Consider the following 24,152-nt stretch of genomic DNA (forward strand, 5'->3'; position numbering starts at 1 on the left):
GCTCGCGGGTGTCCACCGCTCGACACGAAACGACGGCTCGTGTCGCGCCGACAACCCCCGCGGCATGGGGGCGCTTTGTCAGGGCACGCACTCGGCGAAAGCTCCCCGCGCCCTCACCGCAGGAGAGCGACCATGGCACGCCACAGCGCGCAGAAGCCGACCAGCCCCCCGCCCCCGACGCCACAGGAGCGGCCCCAGGAGAACACGGCGACGGGCTCGCGCGAGCAGCCCTCTCACGAGCGCATCGCCCGCCGCGCCTACGAAATCTTCCTCGCTCGCGGCAGCGCGCCCGGTAGCCCGGAACAGGACTGGTTCCAGGCCGAGCGCGAGCTGCGCCTCGGCCGGCACTGACCCGCGTGACTCAGTGAGGATGCGGCACGGCGCGGAGCACGGGGCGCTCGGCCTCCAGTGCCCCCTTGAGTCGCCGCTGGGCGTCCCGCAGCTCGGAGAGGATGCGCTCGGCATCGCCCACCGAGCGCATGGCCAGGCCACACGCGGGCGTCAGCAACACCGTGGAGAGCACCTGCGAGAAGGCGTGCCCCCGAGGCAGCGCCGCCTTGAGTGACGCCTCCACCGAGTCCACCAGCTCCGGCACGGCATACGACGACGCCAGGTCCGTGGGGACGATGCCCAGGCTCAGCGTGGCCCCCGCCGCGAGGAAGCGCTCCAGCGCGGCCTGCTCCTCCACCATCGCGTCCAACGACAGGCGCACGTCCAGCGACAAGAGGTCTGGCTGCACATCCAGCAGCGCGGCCCAGTCCGTGTTGCCGCAGCAGTGCAGCCCCACGAGCGCGCCCTCTCGCTGCAGCGCCACCACCAAGATCCTCAGCTCCTGAAGCGCCAGCAGGTGCCTCGGGTTGGTGCGGTCCAGGGCGTACAAACCCGGCTCGTCCAGGAAGAACAAGGGCGTGGTGTTGGTGCGACGGAGCGCCTTCACCATCGCGAGCGCCCGCGCCATCACCAGCCGGAACATCGCGGCGTCCAGCCCCGGAACGTCCAAGGTGGGCGTGCCCGTGCTGGCGCGCGCCACGGAGCGGACCGTGAAGGGGCCCGCGAGCTGCGCCTTCGCGAAGGCCAGCTTCCGGTGCTCCACCTCCCACAGGAAGGGCCGCCACGCTCGGCACGCGTCCGGGGACGGCTCGTAGGACTCCAGCGCGCCCGCCGCGAGCGCCGCGTCCAGCCGCGCCTCGAACGCCTCGCGCCCGGCCTCCCAGGCGGGGAGGTCCACCGTGCACAGCCCCTCGTCGTCGAAGCGCAGGCCCGGCAACCCCTCCAGGGCCGCGGGAATCATCAACTCCGAGGGATGGCCCACCGGAAGCTGCGGAAGGAAGGGGATGTCCAAGGCCAACGCGGCCTGGAGCCCCAGCTCCACCTGGGTATGCGGGAGGCTGCCGATGCCCGTGGTGGCGCAGGCGGGCAGCAACTGGACAGCACGGCGGATGGTCGGCGCGCTCATGGCCCGGACTCTAGCCCACGGAGAAGTACGAGGCCTGGGGATGGTGGAAGACGAGCGCGGACACCGACGCCTCCGGCTCCATCATGCAGCCGTCAGTGAGGCGCACGCCGATCTCCTCCGGCCGCAGCGCCTGGAAGAGCTTCGACTGGTCCTCCAGCCGAGGACACGCGGGGTATCCGAACGAGTAGCGCTTGCCCGTGTACTCCGCGCGGAAGCGCTCCACCATCGTCATGTCCGCGCGGTCCGGGAAGCCCCACATGCTGCGCAGCTGCGTGTGCAGCAGCTCGGCGTAGCCCTCGGCCGTCTCCAGCGCGAGCGCCTGAACCGCGTGCATCTTGAGGAACTCCCCCTTCGCCTTCAGCTCCTCGGACAGCTCGCGGATGCCCGAGCCCGCCGTGGTGACGAACATGCCCAGGTGGTCCACCGGCGCGCCGCGCTCCAGCGGCTTCACGTAGTCCGCCAGACACAGGCCGTTCTCCTTGTCCTGGCGCGGGAAGTCGAAGGACACCACGGGCTCACCGGTGCGCCCGTCGAACAGGTGCACGCGGTCTCCCTCGCTGCCCGCCTTGAAGAACTGGAACACCGAACGCGCCTGCATGACACCGCCGCGCAGCATCGCCTTCAGCTCCTCCACCGCCTCCTTCAGCGCGAGCGCCTTGCGGCCCTCCTCCGTCTTCGCCAGCTCCGCCTCCTGCGGCGTGCCCAGCGCGCGAGACGACGTGCGCAAGCCCAGGTGGCGCCCGTACAGCATCACGGGGTTGATGAACTTCCAGATGTGATCCAACGGCGTGTTCGTCAGCACGTGCCGCTCATGGTCCGGTGGCGCCGGCACGGTCTCCACGATGGGCACTTCCGCGCTGCGGCCTCGGCGCGCGGTGGCGGCGGGGGCCGGGCGCTCCTTCACCTCCTGCGCGAGCCGCGCACGTCGCTCGGCCAGCTCCCCCCGCAGCTTCGCGTGCGAGCCCGGGTCGACAATCTGCTTGGCCAGCTCCAGGCCGTTCATCGCGTCCTGCGCATAGGCCACGGTGCCGGCGCCATAGGCCGGAGCGATGTTGCGATCCACGAAGTTGCGGCTCAGCGCCGCGCCGCCCACCAGGATGGGCACCTCCACGCCCGCGCGCTTGAGGTCCTCCGCCGTGGACACCATCTGGTGCGCGCTCTTCACCAACAAACCCGAGAGGCCCACGATGTCCGGCCGATGCTCGCGCACCGCCTGCACGAGCTGCTCGGGCGGGACCTTGATGCCCAGGTTCACCACGTGGAAGCCGTTGTTGGCGAGGATGATCTCCACCAGGTTCTTCCCGATGTCGTGCACGTCGCCCTTCACCGTGGCGAGGACAATCTTCCCGCGCAGCGCCGCCTGAGCCTTGCTCATGTGCGGCTCCAGGTGGCTCACCGCGGCCTTCATCGATTCGGCGCTCTGGAGCACCTCCGCGACGATGAGCTCGTTGGCCGCGAACAGGCGCCCCACCTCATCCATGCCCTTCATCAGCGGGCCGTTGATGATCTCCAGCGGCGCGTACTTCTGCATCGCCAGGTCCAGGTCCGCCAGGAGGCCGTCGCGCGTGCCCTCGATGATGTAGCGCTGGAGCCGCTCTTCCAGCGGCAGGCTGCTGACCTGCGCGCGCGCGGGCTTGCGCTCACGGAAGTGCGCCGCGAAGGGCGTCACGGGGTCCGTGCCCCGGTTGTACAGGAGGTCCTCGGCCAGCCGGCGCTCCTCCTCGGGCAGCGACGCGTAGCGCTCCAGCTTCTCCGAGTTGACGAGCGCCATGTCCAGGCCCGCCTGCACGCAGTGGTACAGGAACACGGAGTTGAGCACCTCGCGGCCCGCGGTGGGCAGGCCGAAGGACACGTTGCTGATGCCCAGCACGGTGCGGCTGCGCGGGAAGCGCTGTTTGATGAGGCGCACGCCCTCGATGGTCTCCACGCCGCTGCCCGTGTACTGCGCGTCGCCCGAGGCGCACGGGAAGACGAGCGGATCGAAGTACAGGTCTTCCTCGCGCATGCCGTACTTCTTCGTCAGCAGCTCCATGGACCGCTCGGCCACCGCCAGCTTGCGCTCGCGCGTGACGGCCATGCCCACCTCGTCGATGCAGCCCACCACCAGCGCCGCGCCGAAGCGCCGCGCGAGCGGAACCACCTTCTCGAAGCGCTCCTCGCCGTCCTCCAGGTTGACCGAGTTGATGATGGCCTTGCCCTGGCTGTACGAGAGCGCCATCTCGATGACGCGCTCGTCCGTCGAGTCGATCATCAAGGGCACGCGCACCTTCTTGACGACCACCTCCAGGAAGCGGCGCATGTCCTCCAGCTCATCGCGGTCCGGGTTCGCCAGGCAGATGTCGATGACCTGCGCGCCCCGCTTCACCTGCGCGCGAGCAATCTCCGACGCGTCGTCCAGTGCGCCCGCGACGATGAGCTCCTTGAACTTCTTGCTGCCGATGACGTTGGTGCGCTCGCCCACGATGAGCGGGCGCTGCTCGTCCACCACTTCCACGTAGTCCACGCCGGACAGCGTGGAGCGGCGCGGCGGCGTCTGGTTCCGGGGCTTCACGCCCTTCACCGCTTCAGCCAAGGCGCGCACGTGGCCCGCGTGGGTGCCACAACAGCCGCCCACCACGTTGAGCCAGCCCTGCTCACAGAAGCGCCGGAGCGAGCGGGAGATCATCTCCGGCGTCTCCAGGTACTGGCCATTCTCGTCCGGCAGGCCCGCGTTGGGCACGCACGACACGGGGAACGCGCTCATGCCCGACAGCGAGCGCAGGTGGTCCGTCATGAAGTCCGGACCCGTGGCGCAGTTGAGCCCCAGGTACAAGAGCTCCGAGTGCTCCAGTGACGTGGCCAGGCTCTCCACGGACTGGCCCGCGAGCATGGTGCCCATGGGCTCGATGGTCCCCGACACCGCCACCGGCAGCGCGTAGCCCAGCTTCCGGAACGCGCGCTCGATGCCCTGGAGCGCCGCCTTGACGTTGCGCGTGTCCTGCGCCGTCTCCACCAGCAGGTAGTCCGCGCCGCCCAGCGCCAGTCCCTCCGCCTGCACGGCGAAGTTGTCCACCAGCTCCTCGAAGGTGATGCCACCGGTGACGCTGATGGCCTTGGTGGTGGGGCCGATGGAGCCCGCCACCCAGCGCATGCGCCCGTCCTTCGCCTCGGCGACGGCGGCGGCCTGACGCGCCAGCTTCGCGGACGCGATGTTGATGTCGAGCGCCTTGTCCCCGAGCCCGAACTCGGCGAGCACCAGCGGCGTGCCGCCGAAGCTGTCCGTCTCCGTCACGTCCGCGCCCGCGGCGAAGTACTCGGCGTGGATGGACTCGATGATGTCCGGGCGCGTGAGCACGAGGTTCTCGTTGCAGCCCTCGTAGTCCGGCCCGCCGAAGTCCGCGGCCTTCAGGTTGTGTCCCTGGAGCAGCGTCCCCATCGCGCCGTCGAGCACGAGGATGCGCTCGCGCATGGCCGCGCGCAGGGCTTCCACGCGTCGACCGTTCTCTCCCGGCGGAGGCGGCAGGGGGGTGGCATGCGGGCTCGTCATGGCTTGACTCCGGTCAGCAAGAAGACGCGAAACGGACTCGCCCCATCTCGGGCGTGCGTCTCGCGGGAAAACGATGTGAAGCCCGCCTCGGACAGCGCGGACTCGAGGAACTCGGGCGCGAACCCCAGGTGCCGGTGGCCGAGCCGCTCGAGCACCCAGCGCTCGTCGTGCGGCATCAGCTCCAGCACCACCACCCGGCCCCCGGGCTTCAGGATGCGCGCCGCCTCCGACAGCACCGAGGCCGGCGACTCCACGTGGTGCAGGCTCTGCGAAATCACCACCAGGTCCATGCTCCCGTCCGACAGCGACAGGCGATGCAGGTCCTCGCGCAGGAAGGTGATGTTGGCGCGCCCCTCGCGCTGGGCCCGCTCGCGCGCCTGGGTGAGCGCGTCGGCGTTCTGGTCGATGGCCCACACGTGCCGCGCCCATCGCGCCGTCGCCACGCTCAGCGGCCCCGAGCCACAGCCGAAGTCCGCCACGTCCAGCGGCGGCAGCAGCGACGCGAGCGCGCCCGCCCACAGGAACCACGACTGGCCCGGCTCCAAGAGCCGCTCGTTGAGCGCCTGGCGGTCCTCCCGCGCGCGCAAGAGGTCCTTCAGCCGCGCCGAGTCCCCGGCCGCATCCTCCGCTTCACGCGCCAGGCGGATGAGCGGCCAGCGCGAGTCCGCGGACTCCAGGGCCAGCGAGTAGTAGCTGAACCCCGCCTGCCGCTCCTCGCGGATGAGCCCCAGCCCGCGCAGCTTGCCCAGGTGATGCGACACCGACGACTGCGCCACGCCCACCAGCGACACCAGCTCCGTCACGTTCAACGGCGCCTCGGCCACCAGCCGCAGGATTCGCAGCCGCGTCGAGTCACCCAGTACGCGGAAGGATTGGGAAAGCTCGTCCATATCGCCGCATCAACATATGTCGATATCACCACCGCGCGCCAGCCGTACCTCAACGCGACGCGTTGCCAGAAGGGCAACAGTTCCGTAAAAATCCGCTCATGCCGCCTCCCACCCTGCATTCCCTCCTCGAAGGTAAGCGCTTCGGGCTCGTGCTATCCGCCGGATATTTCGGCTTTTACGGGCACGCGGGCTTCCTCAAGGGGCTGGCGGGGGCGGGGCTGAAGCCGCACGCGTACGCGGGCACGTCCGCCGGAGGCATGGTGGCGGCCTACGCGGCGGCGGGCGCGTCGGTGCAGGGCATCGAGGAGCTGGTGCTGAGCCAGACGCGCGCGAACTTCTGGGATCCGGACTTGTTGGGCGCGGTGATGAACGGGGTGACCGCGGGCCATGGCTTGACGGGGTTGCTCAAGGGCGAGCGCTTCCGCCGCCTGCTGGAGTCCACCCTCCCCGCGCGCACCTTCGAGGAGCTGCCGCACCCGCTGCTGCTGGTGGCCGCCAACCTCACCCACGGCACGCACGACGTCTTCACCACCGGCGAGCTGGCGCCGCGCGTCCACGCCACGTGCGCGTACCCAGGCCTGTTCCGCGCGGTGCCGCTGGACGGCAACCTCTACTGGGACGGCGGGCTGGTGGAGAAGGCTCCGGCGCTGGCGCTGCATGAGAGCGCCATCGGCTCGGAGCTGGATGCCATCCTGGTGCACTTCCTGCCCAGCCACACGCGCAAGGTGGTGGGCGGCCCCATGGCCTACGCGCAGGGCATCGCGGCGGGCTCGGCGGCGCTGCGGCGCGACCACTTCCGCCTCCAGCTCACCGTGCTGGGCCAGCGGCAGGTGCCCGTCTACGTCGTCGTCTCCAACCTGCCGCCCGTCACGCCCACCACCATGGAGCGCGGCTTCGACGCGCTGGACCAGGCGCGCCTGTCCGCCGAGCGCGCCCTGGCGCGCCCGCCCGTGCCCTTCGAGCAGGCCCGCTAGGTCCCGCGGCGTTCACCGCGCGCCGTAGCGACGGTGGTCCACCATCAGGCAGCGGTCCTGCACCACCTGGATGCCGGCCTTCGCCAGCCGCGCCGCCGCGGCGTCGTTGCGGATGCCGGACTGGAACCACACCGCCTTCGGCTTCTTCGCGATGAGGTCGTCCAGGTGCCCGTCGATGTCCTGCGGGCGCCGGAACACGTCCACCACGTCGATGTCGCCCGGGATGTCCACCAGCCGCCGATACACCGGCTTGCCGAGGATGTGCGTCACGTCCGGGTAGTAGACCGGCACCGGCACCACCTCCACGCCCGCTTCCGCCAGGTAGCGAGGCACGTAGAAGGCGGGCTGGTCCGCGTGCTGCTCGGTCTTGATGCCCAGTACCGCCACGCGACGCGCGCCCCTCACCACCTTCTCCACGCCGGCTTCGCTCGTCACCAGGTTGTCCTGCTCACTCATTGCGCTTCCTCCTGAAGCTGCTGCGCGTGCGTCTCGGTGGTCCATGTCCACGTCTCTCCGCGCACCGTCGTGCTCACCGTCAACCGTCGATGCACCGGCACGAAGCGACTGCGGGCCACCACCTGCTCACCCTGGCACGACACGCCCGACGTGAGCGCTGGCGAGCCCGCCTCGGACCAGGCCTCCAGCAGCTCGCGGGAGGCGTCCTTGGGCACCTTGTCCAAGCAGCGCAGCGAGAACACCACCGCGTCGCCATACTCGGTGGCCCGCGAGCCCTGCACCGTGCGCTCCAGCAGGAAGTGGCCCTCGGAGTCCCCGGTCGTGAAGGCATCCACCGCCCACGTGCGCTGCCCCTCCACGAGGTTGCGCTGCAGGAGGCCGCCGTACTTCACCTCCCACTCGCGCCGCGCGCGGGCCTCCAGGGCCTCGGGCGCGAAGAAGCGCTCCAGGAGGGCCATCTCCGGGCCCGCGGGAAGCGCCTGCCGCACCGCCTGACGTGCCGCGTCCGCGCCCTCCAGCCGGATGAAGGAGCCATCCGCGGACAGCCGCTGCTGGAGGGAGAAGCGCGTCAGCAGCTCGTCCACCGCCGAGGTCACCTCCTGCCCGTCGTGCACCCGCCGCGCGTGCTGAACGGTCTGCGTCAGCAGCCAGCCTCCCTCGGACGGCGTGAAGCGCGACTGCGTGGTCAGCTCCGCGTCGTCGCGCGTGCGGGCGCCGCCACGCTCCACCGTCCGCGAGGTCTGCAGCAGTTCGGTGAGGACGCGGTCGACCGGGGGCCGGAAGTCCAGGCGCAGCGGAGGCGGCGGACTCGACACGGGCACCAGCCGGGGCCGCGAGTGGCACCCCAGCGACAGGGACAGCAGCGCACAGCACGACACCAGGAGGAGGGAACGCATGCGGCCCGGGACGCTGGCAGAAAGCGCCAGCGCCCGCGAGCGTCTTCATGCCGCCGGGGTGCGCCGGGCGACACGCCTCAGGGGTGGCGCGTGTGGCCCTCGGGCGCGTGCTCCACCGCGTCTCGCCCGATGTTGCGCCGGTCACGATTCACGCCGTCGTCATCGCGCAGGCCTCCGCTGGCGAAGCGCCGCGCGGCCTCGGCCAGGTCTCGCATGGCATCCTCGCGCGACGCGTACTCCTCGCGCGGCAGCGACTTGAGGACGTTGATGATGTCCACGGGTGCGCCGTTGTCCTCGGCCGCCTGGACCATCTCCTCGCGCTGCGCCGGGTACTCCACCGCGTCGAGCTGCGCCGAGATGGAGAGCCCTGGGTCCTCCGCCTGTCCGAATGCCATCGTGCGTCCACCTTTCCGCCCGGGCCACGTCGCCCGAGCCCTGCGTCCTGCCCTCACAACGTGGGGCCAATCTCCGCCCGGGACCACCGGGGCCCCCCAGACCCCTCCGGTCCCCGGCCGGGGGGCCAACCGCCCTGCGCCCGGCGGGATAGAGTGACACCCCACCCCCGCTCCCTGGAGTCGCGTCGGTGCCTGCCTCCCCTGTCCTGCTGCTCGCCTGGCTCGCGCTCGCCGAGCCCGCCCCCGCGCCTGCCGCCGACCCGGCCCCGGCCTCTGACGTGTACGCGCTCGACGACGCGGCGTTCGTGGCCCAGGCCCAGCGAGACCTGGAGGCGCTCCAGCGGCATGCCCAGGGAATGCGGCGCCTGGAGGAGGACATGGCCAGCGCCCGCGCCCTCTACGCGCAGGCGCGCGCGGTGCCGTACACGCCGGACCAGAAGCAGCGCCTGGTCAGCACGTGGGCCGCGTTCTTCGACTACTTCGTCTCGGTGGAGGTCATCCGCCAGCGCTACTGGGAGTTCCTCAAGGCGCCCGCGCCCACCCAGCCCATCAAGCACGGCTGGGGCTTCCTGCTCACGCACGGCGCGCTCACCACGGAGCTGGCCCGCGGGCTCACCTTCGTGGACCTCGCGGGTGGACGGCCGCAGTTGGAAGTGCTCCTCGACGAGCCCTCACCCGAGTACGGCCTTCCCGCGCGCACCTTCGCCCGCTTCCGCGAGAAGGTGGTCCACGTGGGCACCGCCACGCAGCTCTTCACCGGCGATGGCTACAAGGAGCAGCTGCGCCCGGTGTTCGCGGACTCGGGCGCGATGGGCCAGCCCCGCGTGACGTGGCTCTTCCAGGAGATGAAGGAGAACAGCCGCGTGGCGCGCGGCAAGCTCGTCAAGCGAGGCGCGCCCCTCTTCGTCCAAGCCGCGGCGGGCGTGACGCAGGACTCCACGCTGCGCGCCATCTTCCCCGTGCAGAAGGCGGTGGCCGAGTGGATGGGCGACACCCGCGTGCGCCGTTTGGGCAAGCCCCTCATCACCCGCGCGCAGGTCGACGCCGTGCTCGCGCGCATGGAGCCGGGCGACATCGTCCTCGCGCGTCAGAACTGGTTTCTCTCCAACATCGGGCTGCCGGGCTTCTGGCCTCACGCGGAGCTGTATGTCGGCACGCCCGCGCAGCTCGCCGCCGCGTTCGACGCGGATCCAGAGGTCCGCGCCTGGGTGGCCACGCTGCCCGGAGGCAGTGGCACGTTCACCGAGCACCTGGCGCACGCCTTCCCCGCCAAGTGGGCCGAGTACTCGGGCCACGACGCGCACGGTGACGCCCTCCGCATCATCGAGTCCATCAGCGAGGGCGTGTCCTTCACCGGCCCCGAGCACGGGCTGCACGTGGACTATCTGGGCGTCATGCGTCCGCGCCTGACCCAGCGCGAGAAGGCCCAGGCCATCCTCCGGGCCTTCACCTTCCAGGGGCGCCCGTATGACTTCAACTTCGACTTCTTCTCGGACCAGACGCTGGTGTGCACCGAGCTGGTGTGGAAGTCGTATGCCCCCGCCCAGGACATGAAGGGCCTGGTGATTCCGCTGGTGGACGTGGCCGGTCGGCGCACCTTGCCGGCCAATGAAATCGTGCGCGTCTTTGACCGGGAGTTTGGCCAGCCCGGGCAACAGCTCGACTTCGTGGCGTTCCTGGACGGGCGAGAGGGCTCGGGCGACGCAGTCGCGGCAAACGCCGAGGCATTCCGTTATTCGTATCGCCGGCTGAAGTGGGACATCGCCCAGGAGTAATCGCCCAGGCGCAGTCGCCCAGGAGTAGAAACACGCACCATGACGGAAGAGACAGCCCACGAAATGCTCGAGCTGGGAGCCCAGCTCTACGAGCGGATGATTTCCCAGCAGCAGGCGAAGGTGCTTCGCCTGGCCCGGGAGGCGGTGCCGAACATGACGCCCGAGGAGCTGCGCAACCCTCACGACTTCCCAGAACTCAAGGAACATCCGACGTTCGAGTTCGAGGATGGAATCCTGGCCGGGCTCATTTCCGCCCATGTGGCCCTGCGGGCCGAAATCAAGGGGCGCCTGCCCCTGAGGCCTCCGGCGAGCTGACGCTCGGCCGCCTGCCTTTGCCGTTGGAGCGCCCGTGCGTTACTGGTTCCCCCTGTGAGCATCCCCATTGGATTCGGGCCGCCGCTCGCCCGGGAGCGGTTGGTGTCTGCGTTGGCCGCGGATCCGCCTCGCCTGGACCTGGCGGCGCTGGCCATCGCTACCCTCGACCGCTCGGACCTGGACGCGCCCGCGTGCCTGCACACACTGGACGCGCTGGCGTGCCGGGTACAAGTGGAGGCCGAACGGCTCATGGAGCGCGGCGAGGCGCTCGCCCCGTTGCGTGCGCTGCGCCATGTGCTGGCGGACATCGAGGGGTTCCGCGGTAACGCGCAGGACTACCACTCGCCGGAGAACAGCTTCCTCGACCGCGTGCTGGAGCGGAAGGTGGGGCTGCCCATCACGCTCTCGGTGCTCTATCTGGAGGTCGCGCGGCGCGCGGGCATCTCGCTCTACGGCGTGCCATTTCCTGGCCACTTCCTGGTCGCGTGCGACGCGGGCGACCACAAGCTGGTGATGGATCCGTTCCACGAGGGCGACATCCTCACCGAGCACGGCTGCGAGGAGCTGCTCAAGCGCGTGGCGCCGCAGCTCAAGTTCGACCGGGCCATGCTGTCGCCCGCGCCCGTGGAACTCATCGCGTACCGCATGCTGTCCAACCTGCGCCGCGTCTATCTGGGGCGCGAGGACTGTGAGCGCAGTCTGGCGGTGGTGGATCTGCTCTTGCTGCTCGCGCCGGATCATCCGGGCGAGCTGCGCACGCGCGCGGCGCTCCTGGCCAGCCTGGGTGCCTACCGCGCGGCGCTCAAGGACGTGGAGCGCTGCCTGGAGCTGTCGCCAGACGCGCCAGACCGCGAGCGGCTGGAACTCACCGCGCGGGAGCTGCGCGAGCGCGCCGCCCTGCTGAACTGACCCACAGCCACTCAGAAGGAGTCCGCCGTGTCTCGGACGGTGAAGCCCTGGCCGCGACTGCGCAAGGGGCCGGAGCATGACTTCCGCGTCGTCCAGGTGCGCCAGGACGTGGTCGCGGATCCGCGCACGTCGCGAGAGCACCCGCGCGTGCGCATCGGCTGCGCGGACTGGGTCAACGTCATCGCGGTGACGCCCGGGGACGAGCTGGTGCTCGTGCGGCAATACCGGTTCGGCACGGAGACGGCGACGCTGGAGATTCCCGGCGGCGTCATCGACCCAGGCGAGACGCCCGAAGCCGCCGCGGCGCGCGAGCTGGAAGAGGAGACGGGCCATGTCGCGGGCCGCTGGGTGGCCTTGGGCTCGGTGCACCCCAACCCCGCGCTCCAGCCCAATCGGTGCTTCAGCTTCCTCGCGCTGGACTGCGTGAAGGTCCACGCGGGCAAGCAGGACGAGGGAGAGGACATCCTCGTGGAGCTGCACCCGCGCGCGGACGTGCCTCGGCTCATCCTCGAAGGGCACATCACCCACTCGCTCGTGGTGGTGGCCTTCTTCCTGGAGCAGCTGCGCGGCGCGCGTTAGCTCACCGTTGGCCCCCTGTCAGCTCACAACGCGGGCAGCGCGCAGCCACAGCCGCAGGCGGTCAGGAAGGCCGTCTCTCCTGGGCGACAGACGAAGTAGAGGTCGTGGCAGTCCTGCTGCGCCCGCGACACGTAGCGCAGCTCTGGAGTCCGGTCCGCGCACCGCTTGCGCGCGCCCTCCGCGGTGGCCTCGGCGGAGTCCGTCTCGCCGCAAGCCACGCTGCCCAGCACCAGGGCGGCCGTGAGCGACGCCAGCGCGAACGACATGCTCCGCAGCACCCCGCCACCTCCTGGCTCGGACGTCGTGGCGTCACGGGCCCCGGGATATCGACGCGCCCAATCTGACGGGGTGGGCCGCGCGGCGGGAGTCCCCGGCACTGATGACCCGGCGGCATCGTCATGAGGCACACGACCGCCTCGTGAGGGAGTGAACCTCGCCCGGGACTCCGGGCCTTCGAGTGTCCGGCCCTCAACGGCGCGAGCGCCTTCGAGCCCACGTCCCGGCCGAGGATGTCAGGCCCGACGCGCTGTCTTCTTTCGAGCACGAGGCGGTGGCGTGGGCTCGGCCCGCTCCCACGTCCCCGAGCGCCCGCCCGACTTGTGCTCGAGTTGGACGGACTCGATGACCATGCCCCGGTCCACGCTCTTGCACATGTCGTAGACGGTGAGCGCCGCCGCGCAGGCCGCGGTGAGCGCCTCCATCTCCACGCCCGTGCGGTCCACGGTCTTCACCCGCACCTGGACGGACAGGCCCGCGTCCACGGGAGTCAGCACCACCTCCACCCCCGCCAACGCGATGGGGTGGCACAGCGGCACGAAGTCCGGCGTGCGCTTGGCCGCCATGATGCCCGCGAGCCGCGCCGCCGCGAGCACGTCGCCCTTCTCCACCTTGCCGGCCAGGATGCGCTCGCGCGTGGCAGGGAGCATCCGCAGCAGCGCGGTGGCCACCGCCACGCGCTCCGTCTTCTCCTTGTCGCCCACGTCGATCATCTTCATGGGCGCGCCACCTTCGCCACCGCTTGGAGCAGGTCATCCGCCACGTCGTCCGGATCCTCCAGCCCCACGGACACGCGGATGAGGCTCTCGCGAATGCCGGCCGCCTCGCGCTCCTCGGGCGTCATGCGGCGCGCGCTGGCGCTGGCCGCGTGCATCACGAGCGTGCCCACGTCTCCCAGCGAAGGGCCTGGCTTGCAGATGCGCAGCGCCTCCAGGAACCGGTCACCCTCGGGGCGTCCCGCGCCCTTGATTTCAAACGCGACCATCGGACCGAAGCCGCCGTCCAACAGCTCGCGCGCCACGGCGTGGTCCGGGTGTGACGTCAGCCCGGGGTAGATGACGCGCTCCAACAGCGCCGAGCCCTCCAGCCTTCGGGCAACGTGCGCCGCATGCTCGGCATGGGCCTTCATGCGCACCGGAAGCGTGCGCAGGCCGCGCAGCGTGAGCCACGCCTCGAAAGGTCCGAGCACGTCGCCCGCGAGGATGCGCGCGGCGCGCAGCGGCGCCATGCGTGACAGGGAGCCACTGACCGTGCCGCCCAACGCATCGCTGTGCCCGTTGAGCCACTTGCTGGTGGACTGCACGGCGTAGTCCGCGCCGAGCGACAGCGCGCGCTGCCCATGCGGCGAGGGGAACGTGGCGTCCACGACGAACGCCGCGTCCACGTCCACGCATGCGTGGGACAACGCGCGCAGGTCCGGCACGCGCAAGAGCGGGTTGGTGATGCTCTCGGCGAGCACCATGCGCGGACGCAGCTCGCGGATGCGCGCCGGAGCTTGCGCATCCGTCAGCAGGAGCGCGTGCAGCTCCACGCCCAGGCGGGCGCAGAGGTTCTTGTAGAGCAGCCGCGTGACGCCGTAGCCATCCGCCGGCATCACCAACCGGTCTCCGGGTCGCCACGCCTGGGCGTCGAAGACGGAGCGCAGCGCGGCCATCCCGCTCGCGTAGGCCACGCACGCCTCGGCGCCCTCCAGCGCGGCCACCGCTTCCTCCAACAACGAAGCGTTGGGGGCGCTGATCCGCGCGTAGGCGAAGTCCTTGCCATCCAACGCGTCCGACAGGTCCTCACTGCTGTCGAACCAGTTCACCGCCGCCGGGAAGACGGGCGGCGCCACGGGCACGGCCTTGCTGCCCGTGAGCCGCGAGCCCGCGTGCACCGCCAGCGTCTTCTGCTTCTTGCTCATGCGCGTGTCGTTCCTCGTGCCGGCGGCGGTGGGCGCGGGCGATTACTCGCCCTGCTCGATGAGCCAGCGCTCGGTGTCGATGGCGGCCATGCAGCCCGTGCCGGCCGCGGTGATGGCCTGCCGGTAGTAGCTGTCCTGCACGTCGCCGCAGGCGAACACGCCCTCGATGTTGGTGCGCGTGGAGCCGGGGTGCGTCTTCAGGTAGCCGCCCTGGTGCGTCTCCAGGATGCCCTGGAACAGCTCCGTGTTCGGCGTGTGGCCAATGGCCACGAACAGGCCCGTGGCCTTGAGCAGCTGGCTGTCCCCGCTCTTGAGGTTGCGCACCACCGCGCCGTTCATGCCCTTGGCGTCGCCCACGACTTCCTCGACCGCCGAGTTCCACAGGATGGAGATCTTCGGGTTGTTGAGGACGCGCTCCTGCATCACCTTGGACGCGCGCAGCGAGTCACGGCGGTGGATGAGGGTGACGTGCTGGACGATCTTCGCCAGGTACGTGGCCTCCTCCATGGCCGTGTCGCCGCCGCCCACCACCAGCACGTCCTGCTTCTTGAAGAAGGCACCGTCGCAGGTGGCGCACGCGGACACGCCGCGGTTCTTGTAGGTGTCCTCGCCCTTGACGCCCAGCCACTTCGCGGTGGCGCCCGTGGCGATGATGACGCTCTCCGAGCGGTAGCTGATGCCGCTCTCGCCCTGGATGAAGAAGGGGCGCGAGGAGAAGTCGATCTTCGTGACGTTCTCCATGTGAATCGTGGTGCCGAAGCGCTCGGCCTGCTTCTGGAACCGCTCCATCAACTCCGGGCCGGTGATGGCGTCGGGGAAGCCGGGGTAGTTCTCCACGTCCGTCGTGACCATGAGCTGGCCACCGGGAACCCGTTGCGGGTGGTCCAGGGTGGGACCGCCGGCGAACACCACGGGCTCGAGGTTGGCGCGAGCGGCGTAGATGGCGGCGGTGTAGCCCGCCGGGCCCGACCCGATGATGGTCACCTTGTTGATCTTCTCCTGCGACACGGCTCCTCCTATTCGATGCGAGGCCGCGAAGGTACCAGAGGCCCTCGGGCACGTGATACGAAGCTGGGCCCTATGGATGCTGCGGTCCTCAAGAAGGTTGCGCTCTTCGAGGGATTGACCCAGGGCCAGCTCGCCAAGGTGGCCCAGATTGCTCAGCCTCGGAGCTACCCGACAGGCGCCTTCCTGTTTCGCGAAGGCGAAGCAGGCCAGGACATGTTCGTCATCGCCGAGGGCAAGGTCCGCATCTCCAAGTCGGTGCCCGGCATCGGCGAGGAGGCGCTCGCCATCCTGGAAGCTGGGCAGTATTTCGGCGAGATGGCGGTAATCGAGGACTCGGCCCGCTCGGCGGACGCCATCGCCCATGTCGCCTGCACGGTCTGGGTCATCGAGCGGTCGCGGTTGGACCAGCTCATGTTCACCGACAAGGACCTCGCCTACGTCCTGTTGTGGACGTTCGTCCGCACGCTGAGCGAGCGACTTCGCGAGACGAACGAGAAGATCAAAGGCTTCTTCGCCATCTCGCGCTTCTAGCGCGCGCCGGGCCGCTTGCTCGGCGGTCTGGCGTCTTGAACGGCGAGAGACAGGCTGGCGCATGCGCGCCCGTCCTCGCGGTGAGCCTCTGCCCACGATGTGAGACGGAGGACGCTCGCCTCGCCCCAGCGGCGGGGACAGGCATGCGGGTTGCTCAGCCAACGCCCCGGCGTGTCGGGAGGCGGGATGGCCAGAGGCGGAACGAGGGCGGAGGGACAACGGGCCTCCGTGAGCGAAGTCACGGAGAGGGCACGGGAGACGGACGCGGAGGCGGCGCGAGAACGCCTCTTCCGGCTGGGCGTCGCGGCCCTCACGGACGTGGAGCTGCTGGGGCTCTTGTGGGAGCCGGGGCCACGCGACGGAGGACGGCAAGAAGGCGCGGCCCAGGTTCTGGACAGCGGCGGCCTCAAGTCGTTGGCGAGAGAGGATGCGGTGGCGCTGAGCGTGCGACCCGGACTCGGCCCCTCACGGGCCATCCAATTGGTCGTGGCGCTGGAGCTGGCCCGCCGCGCGAGGCGCAGCGAGGAACCTCGCCCGCGGCTCTGCAATGCCCGGCAGATTCACGCCTACCTGGAGCCTACGCTGGGTGCGCTGCGCCGCGAGGTGTTCCACGTGCTGTGCTTCAACGCGCGCAACGTGCTCGTGCATGACGCGCGGGTGGCGGAGGGCACCATGAACATGTGCCCGGTGGATCCGCGCGAGGTCTTCAGCGCGGCGCTGGCCTCGCGGGCCACGGCCATCGTGCTCGCGCACAATCACCCGTCCGGAGATCCGGAGCCCAGCGCGCAAGACATCGCGCTCACCCGCCAGCTCGCCGCGGCGGCGGGCCTGCTGGGCATCAAGCTCTTGGACCACCTGGTGGTGGGGGACACGGGCTACGTGTCGCTGATGGAACGGCGGCTCTTGCCCGGTGACGAAGACGGGAGACGCGCATGGGGCGTAGCTGGGAGGGGCTCGTGATGGTGTGCGGAGTACTGGGGCTGGGGAGCGGGGCCGTGCGGGTGGAGCTGCTGGAGGACGACCGAGCGCTGGTGGTGGACACCGCCCAGGGGCGGGCGTGCACGGTCGAGCGGTGGCGCGTGCCCCCCAAGGCGAGGGAGGGAGACGTGGTGGTGGACGGCGTGGTGGACCTGGAGCGAACGGAGCGACTGCGCCAGGAGGTAGCGACAGCGCGTCGGGCGATTCCCGTCCCACCGGGGCTGGAGCTGTGAGGCCGAGGAAGCAACAGGCGGGGGATTGGCGTTGACGGCCGACCCAGGATGGTGAACATGCGCGCGATGCCGGAGTCCCTGCCCTTTCTCGAAGAAGCCCAGCGGGGGCTGGTGCGGCATTTCGGCCTCGCGGAGTTCCGCCCCGGTCAGGCCCCCGTCATCAACTCGGTGCTCGGCGGGAACAACACCGTGGTGGTGATGCCCACGGGTGCGGGCAAGAGCCTGTGCTACCAGCTGCCAGCCACGCTGTTGCCGGGGCTGACGCTGGTGGTGTCTCCGCTCATCGCGCTGATGAAGGACCAGGTCGAGCAGCTCACGGCGCGCGGCATCCCCGCCACGTACATCAACTCGTCGCTGTCAGACCTGGAGCGGGCCGAGCGCATGCGCCGGGTCCGCATGCGCGAATACAAGCTGCTCTACGTGGCGCCGGAGCGCTTCCGCAGCGCGCGCTTCCTGGAGGCGGTGACGGAGCTGGGCGTGGACCTGTTCGCGGTGGACGAGGCGCACTGCATCTCCCAGTGGGGCCACGACTTCCGGCCGGACTACGCCCTGCTGGGACAGGTGCGCAAGAAGCTGCGGCCCCCGCGCACGGTGGCGCTCACCGCCACGGCGACGCCAGAAGTCCGCGAGGACATCGTCCGGGTGCTCCTGATGAAGGACCCGCGCGTGTTCACGCAAGGGTTCGATCGCCCCAACCTCTTCCTGGAGGTGATGAACGTCGGCGGTGACGAGGAGCGGCGCGAGGCCTGCGCCCAGCTCGCCGCGCGAGGGGGCAGCGGCATCGTCTACTGCTCCACGCGCAAGGCCGCCGAGAGCGTGCATGCGGCGCTGCTGACGCGGAAGGTGCGCGCGGTGCTGTACCACGCGGGCATGGATGTGGAGGCGCGCAAGCGGGCGCAGGACGACTTCATGTCCGCCAAGGAGGCGGTGGCCGTCGCGACGAATGCCTTCGGCATGGGCATCGACAAGCCGGACATCCGCTTCGTCGCGCACGCCAACATCCCCAAGGCGGTGGAGGCGTACTACCAGGAGATTGGCCGCGCGGGCCGAGACGGCGGACCCGCCTCCGCGGTGCTGCTGTTCAACCACGCGGACGTGTACACGCAGGAGCGCCTCATCGAAGGCAGCCATCCTTCCGAGGCGGTGATGGCGGACGTGTGGAACGTGCTCCAGGCCGAGGGTGACTTCGAGCGCGGCGTTCACGCGCTCGCGGCGCGGGTGGGTTCGAGCGAGTTCGAGGTCTCCGCGGCGCTGAAGGTCTTTGAGCGCGAGGGCCTGCTGGAGCGCGGCGGCCGAGGCGAGGGCGAGTACAACCTGACGCTGACCGAGAAGGCCTCGGGCACCCATCCGCACGCGGACGATGCCCGTCGGCTCTTGAAGTCCTTGCTGGAAACGTTTCCGCTGGGGCGTCAGTCCACCACGGAGCTGCCCATCCTCGCGCGGCGCACCGGCCTGTCGTCGGAAGAGGTCCGCCACGCGCTGGGGCTCCTGGAGAAGTCCGGCGCGGTGATGGTGCGAAAGCCCTTCGTGGGCCGCACCCTTCGCGCCCTCAAGCAGGGCGCCTTCCGCGACCTGGAGCTGGACCTGAGTCGCGTGCGCGAGCAGGAGCGCCGCAGCCTGCTGAGCCTCAAGCGGATGACGGACTACGCCTATACGCAGCGCTGTCGGCGGGCCTTCATCCTGCGCTACTTCGGCGAGCTGGACGCCGACACCGTCTGCGGCAAGTGCGACCGCTGCGCGGGCACCATGATGCCTCGGCTGTCTCGCACGTCCTCCTCACGCGCGGCGCCCTCGACGGCGGGTACGCCCGTGATGGAGTACAGCGAGCTGGCCTCCACGGAGCTGCGGCGCTGGCGCAAGGACCTGGCGAGGGACCTGGGCATCGCGCCGTTCATCATCTTCAACGACGCGACGCTGCTCGGGCTGTCCTCCGCCCTGCCCGTGGACCGTGAGGCCTTCCTCGCGGTGAAGGGCACGGGCGAGAGCCGCTGGGAGCGCTTTGGCCCGAAGGTGGTGGAAATCTGCCTGATGGCCCGGGCGGCGGGACACGAGCCCCAGGCCGTGCCCTTCACACCGCCCAAGGTGAGAAAGCCTCGGGCGCGGCGCGCGGCCGGCCCCGAGTAGCGCGCAGTGCTTCCGCTGAGCGTCCCGCGCTCAGTGCTTCGCGGCGCGCCGCTGGAGCAGGTAGCGCAGGCCGCCCATCACGCTGCCCACCACGAGGGCCAGCATGAAGATGACGCCCACCGTGGTGATGCCGAAGAGGATGCGCACCTGCGCCTCGGTGAGTCGCCCGGTGAAGTACGCCGTGCGCAGGGGCTCCATGGCCCCCACCAGCTCCAGCGCGCGCGCGGGCAGCGAGTCCAGCGACAGCGACAGGCGCTGCAGGAGGCGCGACGGGTACAGCCGCCGCGCCACCTCCACGCCAATCCCCGTCAACAGGTAGAGGACGGAGAGCAGAAACGCGTTGCCCCACATGATGCGCAAGAGGGGCGAGTCCGTTGGCCGGCGGGAGTGCACGGGGCTCACCCTACTTCGCGGCCTTACGCTTGAGGATCGGAAGTGCCTTCTTCACGCGCGAGGCCTCGGACGACCCGCCGGCCAGCCGGAGGAAGGCCTCATACGCGTCCACGGCCCGGGCCAGCTCGCTTGGCTCATGGACCAGCAGGTCCGCCAGCGCCAGGTGCGCCAGCCCGTCCGTCGGCTCCAGCTCCACGGCCTTGAGCAGGGCCTCCTTCGCCGGAGCCTCCTGCCGCTGCTTCAGGGCCACCAGTCCGAGGGCCAGGTAGCCACGGCCCGTGAACGGCGCCAGCTTCACGGCCTCGTCCGCCGCGGCGCGCGCCTCCTTCACCGCCCCGGCCCCGAGCTGCACGCGCGCGATGGTGGTCTGCGCGAAGGCCTTGTCCGCCACCGAGGGCGCCTTGTCCGCCAGGTCCTGCAGCGTCCGAGCCGCCGCGCGTCCTCCGGCGGGCACCTGCGCGTAGAGTTCGCCCACGCGACCGCACGCGACATCCGGCCCCTCGCGACGCGCCGCCGCGAAGGCCGCCTCCGCGTTGTCCACGTTGCCCTGGCGCAGGAAGGCCTGGGCAATCTCGCAGAACGTCTCCGGATCCTTCGGGTCCAGCTTGTTGGAGCGCTCCAGCGCGGCGAAGCCCCCTGCCCCGTCCCCTGCGGCGAAGAGGATGGCGGCGCGGATCCGCTGCCCCTCGGCGTCATCGGGCGCCAGCTTGACCGCGCGCCCCACCGCTCCGTCCGCGTCCTTGCGCCGCCCCAGCTGGTACAGCGCGAGCGCGAAGCCCTTGTGGGCCGCGGCGTTGCCCGGGTTGTCGAGCTGCCAGGTCTCGAACTGCTTGAGCGCCTCGGGCGCGCGGCCCAGGGCCAGGAGCGTGCGGCCCAGCGCGTCGCGGGCCTCACCGTGTGCGCCGTTGCGCTCGACGGCCTTCGTCAGCGGCGCCAGCGCCATGTCCGGCAACCCGCGCGACAGCAGCAGCCGCCCCAAGGAGCACGCAGCCTCGTACTCCCGCGGGTTCTTCATGGCCTCTTCGAACTGGGTCTGTGCCTTGTCCAGCGCGCGCTCGCGCCAGTACACCTGTCCCAAGGCGACGCGCATGTCGTTGCGCGGGCGCTTGAGCGCGGCCAGGGCCTTCTCCAGGACCTCGCGGGCCTGCGCGCCGTTGCCATCGGCGGCGTCGGCCAGGGCCAGCCACGCGATGGCCTCGGGCGAGTAGCGGTCATTGACACGCGTCCGAGCCAGCTCCGCGCGGGCGTGCTTCCAATCGCCCAGGCGGGCATAGGCGGCGCCTCGGACCAGCGACACCTTGCGCCCACCGTCGGGCTCCAGGCGCTGAAGGGCCTCGCGCTCACGGTCGCGGTCCAGCAGCGTGCGCCCGAGCCCCTCGCGAGCATCCTCGCTCTTGGGCTGGAGCTTGAGCGCGGCCTCATACGCCTGCTGTGCGATGTCCAGCTTCCCCGCCGCACGGCTCGCCGCGCCCAGCGCCTGCTGGAAGTCGAACGCCTTGGGCCCCTGCGCGCCGCGAGACAGCAGCGTGCGCGCCTCGTCATACCGCCCGAGCGCCGACAGGAGCTGTCCCTGCACCAGTTGCTGACGCGCCTGGAGGGCAGCGGGAAGCCGCGTATCGGTCGCCAGGGGCGCGACGTCGGCCAGCGCCTCGTCCAGCTCCTGCTCCAGCGCGAGCCGGCTCTCCGCCATGCCGATGCGCGCGGCGGGATGCTCGGGGGACACCTCGCGGGCGCGGCGGAACATCTCGAGCGCCTGCGGATGGTCCTCCGACGCGAGGTAGTAGCCCCCCAGCGACACGAGCGCGCGCACGTTGGTGGGAGACGCCTTCAGCGCCCGGTCGAAACGCTCCAGGGCCTTCTTCTCGTCCTTCGCCGCCAGGAGCAGCGAACCCGCGAGGGCATGCAGCTCCGTGGACTCGTCCGTCGAGGCGAGCAGTGCGCGCCGGGCAGGCTCACGGCCGCGGTCATCCGCCACGAGCACGTTGGTGGCCAGCATCAGGCCGGGGAAGCCCTCCTTGACGCCCGTCTTCTCCAGGGCCTCCAGCGCCTTCTGGCGCTCATCCGGAGCCATCCCGTGGTCCGCGAAGAGGATCGCGTGGACGTAGGCCGTCAGCGCCCAGGCCTGACTGCTGCCATCGTCCATCTCGTGGGCCCGGTCGAGCTGCTTGAGGGCCTCATCCAGCGACGCGCGCGTGTCCTGCGCCACCAGGCGACTGGTCCGGTCCAGCGTCTCCTTGAGGGTCTGCCCCCCTTGCCGAGCGCGGTAGGCGACGAAGGCACCCACGCTGACGACCACGAACACCGTCGCGACGATGGCCGACGCGAGCTTCACGCCGTTGCGAGCCAGGAACGACCGCTTGGCCGACTCCTTCGCCAGCTTCTCGCGCAGCTCCTGCTCGTACTTCGCGGCGAGCTTCTCGGTGTCCTGCGCGCTGGCCGCGACCTTCGTGGCACCAGAGGGAGCATGGACCTCCGCCGCGTCGGGGATGTCATCGAGCAACGAGCGCTTGCCCCCCGACGCACGAACAGGCTCCGGAGCCCGAGCCGCCACCGTCCGTCGCGCGCCCGTCTCCTCGGGAGGCGGCAGCTCTCCGAGCAGTCCGCCACCCCGAGCTGAAGACTCCGCAGAATCCGCACCCGATGCATCCGGGAGGTCCGCCAGCAGACCGTCACTGTCGCCCGAGGCCTCACGCGCGGGAGAGGTCTCCCCCGCCGACGCGAGCGACTCCGAGCCACCAGGGGCCTCCTCATTCCCCAGCTCTGGAATGAGTCCTCCCTGTGCATTCGCAGAGGCCTCGCGCGCCTCAGGCCCAGAGGCGTCATCCAGGCCGCCCAGGTCCACGGACTCGGAGCTGTCGTCGCCCGAGTTCGACGCGGAAGCGTCTCGCGAACCATCCGCCGAAGCGCCTCCGAAATCCGAGAGGGAGTCGCCCGCGCTGGAGCCACTGGGCGCAGCCGCCTCGGAGCCGAATGAAGCGCCACCGTGCGCGTCGGCTCCCTGCTTGGATCCGGAAGCCGAGTCGCGCTCGGGACTCAGCCCCCCAGAGGCGTCGGAAGTCGCGTGGCCCGCTGGCCGTGCATCACGCCCCTGCGGCGCATCAGCGCCCGTCGCGCCCTGAGCGCCATCGCCACCTGCGTCCGCAGTGGGCCCTCGCGCATCGGATGCAGGAGCCGCGTCGGAGCCGCCCGTTCCGCGAACCCGTGAAGGAGCAGCCCGCGACGCCCCATCACCGATTCCAGTTCCGCGAACCTGCGCATCGGAGGAACGGGCTGCATCCGCGGCACCGGCCGGGCGAACCTGCGCGTCGGAGGCAGTGCCGGCCCCACCACCGTCTGCCGCCGGTCGCGCGGCTCGCGCCCGCGCCTCCGCGCCAACCCGTCCCGCAGCCGCAGCGGAGCGCGCCTCGAACGCAGAGGGATGCGCGGCTTCCGGCCGAGCCTGCGGACCAGTCTCGGATGGCACAGCGTCGGGCGGTGGCTCGGCGGGCTTCTCCAGCCCCATGAGGTCCGCGAAGATGGGCGCGGGCCCTCCGGACACGGCCTGCTGGGCCTGCTCCAGCCACAGCTTCACGCGACCGTCATTCGGCTGGAGCGTCACCGCCTTGCGCAGAATCGGCAGCGCCGAGCGATACAGCCCGCGCTGCAACAACACCTCGCCAATGAGGTTGTACGCGTAGGGGTTGTCCTTCTCAATGGCGATGGCCTGATCGAACTGCTCCATCGCCTCGGCGGGCCGCCCCAGTTGGATGAGCGCCTTGCCCCACAGCACCCGGCCCACCGTGGAACCCGCGTGGTGCGAGACGCCTTGCGCGCAGACCTCGATGGCACGCGCGGCTTCCCCTTTTTCCAGCAGGAGCTTGGCGAGCTCGACGAAGACGGAAGAGGTCGGATCCTGCCGGAGGAGCTGCTCGTAACGCTCCACCATCGACTTGGCCATGTTCGGTCGCGACTCCGGTGCTCGTGCGGGGGAGCAGGACCATAGCACCGAGCCCCTCGTCCGGTGCGAGGGCCAGGTGTAGCCTCGGCCCGTGAATCGCCTGCCCGTCCTCGTCCTCGCGCTCCTCCTCGGTGGGGCCTGTGCCCACACTTCCAAGAAGGCCAACCCGGAGACCCTCAAGCCCACCGTGGAGGCCTTCCACGAGAACATCCGCTGGAGGAACTTCCGCAACGTCTCCCGAATCCTCGTCCCCGAGCGCCGCGACGCCTTCGAGCGCGCCCGCCGCGAACACCAGGACGACCGGGACCTCACCATCACCGACTACGAAATCGAGGACGTGAAGCTCTCCGAGGACGGCCAGCGCGCCACCGTGCGCAGCACCATCCAGTGGATGCGCCTGCCCTCGGCCTCCGCGCACACGGACACCGTCACCTCGGAGTTCATCTTCCGCGACGGTGCGTGGCTGCTGGAGCGACAGGAGTCCGGCCCGTTCGAGGGCGAGCTCCCCTAGAAAAGAAACCGCCCACCGTCTCGGGGCCGGCCGAGGCGGTGGGCGTCGAGGGTTCCCCCATGGAACCCTCTACCAGGGTGGCCCGTC

At 70.6% G+C, this 24,152-nt stretch carries 23 protein-coding genes; 11 read left to right on the forward strand and 12 right to left on the reverse strand.

All coding sequences use genetic code 11. The features are described 5' to 3' along the window. Positions 1-132: 132 nt before the first annotated feature. A complete protein-coding gene (locus tag JGU66_31690; protein ID MBJ6765345.1) occupies positions 133-351 on the forward strand; it encodes a DUF2934 domain-containing protein in 219 nt (72 codons plus the stop codon). Positions 352-361: 10 nt separating this feature from the next. Here the strand turns inward: JGU66_31690 and JGU66_31695 are convergent, their stop codons facing one another. The 3 genes from JGU66_31695 to JGU66_31705 are packed head-to-tail and all read right to left on the reverse strand — an operon-like array spanning position 362 to position 5,872. Next, on the reverse strand, positions 362-1,456 hold the full coding sequence (locus JGU66_31695; protein MBJ6765346.1) for a hypothetical protein: 1,095 nt from the start codon (positions 1,454-1,456) through the stop codon (positions 362-364). A 10-nt stretch (positions 1,457-1,466) separates the two neighbouring features. Beyond that, positions 1,467-4,982, reverse strand: a complete 3,516-nt coding sequence (metH, locus tag JGU66_31700) for a methionine synthase (protein MBJ6765347.1) — start codon at positions 4,980-4,982, stop codon at positions 1,467-1,469. Beyond that, the gene (locus tag JGU66_31705) at positions 4,979-5,872 is read right to left on the reverse strand and encodes an ArsR family transcriptional regulator (GenBank protein ID MBJ6765348.1); all 894 of its coding nucleotides are present in this window, start codon (positions 5,870-5,872) and stop codon (positions 4,979-4,981) included. The genes metH and JGU66_31705 overlap by 4 nt, the downstream gene beginning before the upstream one ends. 98 nt (positions 5,873-5,970) lie before the next feature. Here JGU66_31705 and JGU66_31710 point away from each other — a divergent pair, with 98 nt between their 5' ends. Continuing rightward, a complete protein-coding gene (locus JGU66_31710; GenBank protein ID MBJ6765349.1) occupies positions 5,971-6,846 on the forward strand; it encodes a patatin-like phospholipase family protein in 876 nt (291 codons plus the stop codon). Positions 6,847-6,858: 12 nt separating this feature from the next. On the opposite strand, the gene JGU66_31715 is transcribed toward JGU66_31710, so the two are convergent. From JGU66_31715 to JGU66_31725, 3 genes are all read right to left on the reverse strand, one after another. Next, a complete protein-coding gene (locus JGU66_31715) occupies positions 6,859-7,302 on the reverse strand; it encodes a CoA-binding protein (GenBank protein MBJ6765350.1) in 444 nt (147 codons plus the stop codon). Continuing rightward, complete coding sequence (locus JGU66_31720; protein ID MBJ6765351.1) at positions 7,299-8,198, reverse strand: hypothetical protein; 900 nt, start codon at positions 8,196-8,198, stop codon at positions 7,299-7,301. The genes JGU66_31715 and JGU66_31720 overlap by 4 nt, the downstream gene beginning before the upstream one ends. A 77-nt stretch (positions 8,199-8,275) precedes the next feature. Further along, complete coding sequence (locus tag JGU66_31725; protein ID MBJ6765352.1) at positions 8,276-8,593, reverse strand: DUF2795 domain-containing protein; 318 nt, start codon at positions 8,591-8,593, stop codon at positions 8,276-8,278. A 188-nt stretch (positions 8,594-8,781) separates the two neighbouring features. Here JGU66_31725 and JGU66_31730 point away from each other — a divergent pair, with 188 nt between their 5' ends. From JGU66_31730 to JGU66_31745, 4 genes are read left to right on the forward strand one after another with little or no spacing between them, the layout of a single operon-like run. Next, entirely contained in the window at positions 8,782-10,368 is a 1,587-nt protein-coding gene (locus JGU66_31730; protein ID MBJ6765353.1) for a protein tyrosine phosphatase, read from the forward strand. A 39-nt stretch (positions 10,369-10,407) separates the two neighbouring features. After that, on the forward strand, positions 10,408-10,683 hold the full coding sequence (locus JGU66_31735) for a hypothetical protein (protein ID MBJ6765354.1): 276 nt from the start codon (positions 10,408-10,410) through the stop codon (positions 10,681-10,683). Positions 10,684-10,737: 54 nt separating this feature from the next. Next, positions 10,738-11,592 (forward strand): transglutaminase family protein, encoded by an 855-nt coding sequence (locus tag JGU66_31740; protein ID MBJ6765355.1) that lies wholly within the window; start codon positions 10,738-10,740, stop codon positions 11,590-11,592. A 27-nt stretch (positions 11,593-11,619) separates the two neighbouring features. After that, the gene (locus tag JGU66_31745) at positions 11,620-12,171 is read left to right on the forward strand and encodes an NUDIX hydrolase (protein MBJ6765356.1); all 552 of its coding nucleotides are present in this window, start codon (positions 11,620-11,622) and stop codon (positions 12,169-12,171) included. A 23-nt stretch (positions 12,172-12,194) separates the two neighbouring features. On the opposite strand, the gene JGU66_31750 is transcribed toward JGU66_31745, so the two are convergent. The 4 genes from JGU66_31750 to trxB all read right to left on the reverse strand — a co-directional run bounded on the left by JGU66_31750 (position 12,195) and on the right by trxB (position 15,358). Continuing rightward, positions 12,195-12,449, reverse strand: coding sequence for a hypothetical protein (locus tag JGU66_31750; protein MBJ6765357.1), 255 nt, complete (start codon positions 12,447-12,449; stop codon positions 12,195-12,197). Positions 12,450-12,683: 234 nt separating this feature from the next. Then, the gene (moaC, locus tag JGU66_31755) at positions 12,684-13,166 is read right to left on the reverse strand and encodes a cyclic pyranopterin monophosphate synthase MoaC (protein MBJ6765358.1); all 483 of its coding nucleotides are present in this window, start codon (positions 13,164-13,166) and stop codon (positions 12,684-12,686) included. Next, positions 13,163-14,350 (reverse strand): PLP-dependent transferase, encoded by a 1,188-nt coding sequence (locus JGU66_31760; GenBank protein ID MBJ6765359.1) that lies wholly within the window; start codon positions 14,348-14,350, stop codon positions 13,163-13,165. The genes moaC and JGU66_31760 overlap by 4 nt, the downstream gene beginning before the upstream one ends. Positions 14,351-14,392: 42 nt before the next feature. Continuing rightward, positions 14,393-15,358, reverse strand: a complete 966-nt coding sequence (gene trxB, locus JGU66_31765; protein ID MBJ6765360.1) for a thioredoxin-disulfide reductase — start codon at positions 15,356-15,358, stop codon at positions 14,393-14,395. Between the two features lie 72 nt (positions 15,359-15,430). Between trxB and JGU66_31770 the strand changes: the two genes are divergently transcribed. From JGU66_31770 to JGU66_31785, 4 genes are all read left to right on the forward strand, one after another. Beyond that, on the forward strand, positions 15,431-15,889 hold the full coding sequence (locus JGU66_31770; GenBank protein MBJ6765361.1) for a cyclic nucleotide-binding domain-containing protein: 459 nt from the start codon (positions 15,431-15,433) through the stop codon (positions 15,887-15,889). A gap of 186 nt (positions 15,890-16,075) precedes the next feature. Next, a complete protein-coding gene (gene radC / locus JGU66_31775) occupies positions 16,076-16,849 on the forward strand; it encodes a DNA repair protein RadC (protein ID MBJ6765362.1) in 774 nt (257 codons plus the stop codon). After that, entirely contained in the window at positions 16,849-17,100 is a 252-nt protein-coding gene (locus JGU66_31780; protein MBJ6765363.1) for a DUF3006 domain-containing protein, read from the forward strand. The genes radC and JGU66_31780 overlap by 1 nt, the downstream gene beginning before the upstream one ends. 48 nt (positions 17,101-17,148) lie before the next feature. Then, the gene (locus tag JGU66_31785) at positions 17,149-19,224 is read left to right on the forward strand and encodes an ATP-dependent DNA helicase RecQ (protein ID MBJ6765364.1); all 2,076 of its coding nucleotides are present in this window, start codon (positions 17,149-17,151) and stop codon (positions 19,222-19,224) included. Between the two features lie 30 nt (positions 19,225-19,254). Here the strand turns inward: JGU66_31785 and JGU66_31790 are convergent, their stop codons facing one another. Further along, positions 19,255-19,575: a hypothetical protein gene (locus JGU66_31790; GenBank protein ID MBJ6765365.1), complete on the reverse strand. Its 321-nt coding sequence runs from the start codon at positions 19,573-19,575 to the stop codon at positions 19,255-19,257. Positions 19,576-19,627: 52 nt separating this feature from the next. Beyond that, positions 19,628-23,554 carry a tetratricopeptide repeat protein gene (locus JGU66_31795; protein ID MBJ6765366.1) on the reverse strand — a complete coding sequence of 1,309 codons (3,927 nt, stop codon included), beginning with the start codon at positions 23,552-23,554 and terminating at the stop codon, positions 19,628-19,630. Between the two features lie 91 nt (positions 23,555-23,645). Here JGU66_31795 and JGU66_31800 point away from each other — a divergent pair, with 91 nt between their 5' ends. After that, positions 23,646-24,065, forward strand: a complete 420-nt coding sequence (locus JGU66_31800; protein MBJ6765367.1) for a hypothetical protein — start codon at positions 23,646-23,648, stop codon at positions 24,063-24,065. Positions 24,066-24,152: the final 87 nt, after the last annotated feature.

Source organism: Myxococcaceae bacterium JPH2, assembly GCA_016458225.1.
In the GTDB taxonomy this organism is placed as follows: Bacteria; Myxococcota; Myxococcia; order Myxococcales; family Myxococcaceae; genus Citreicoccus.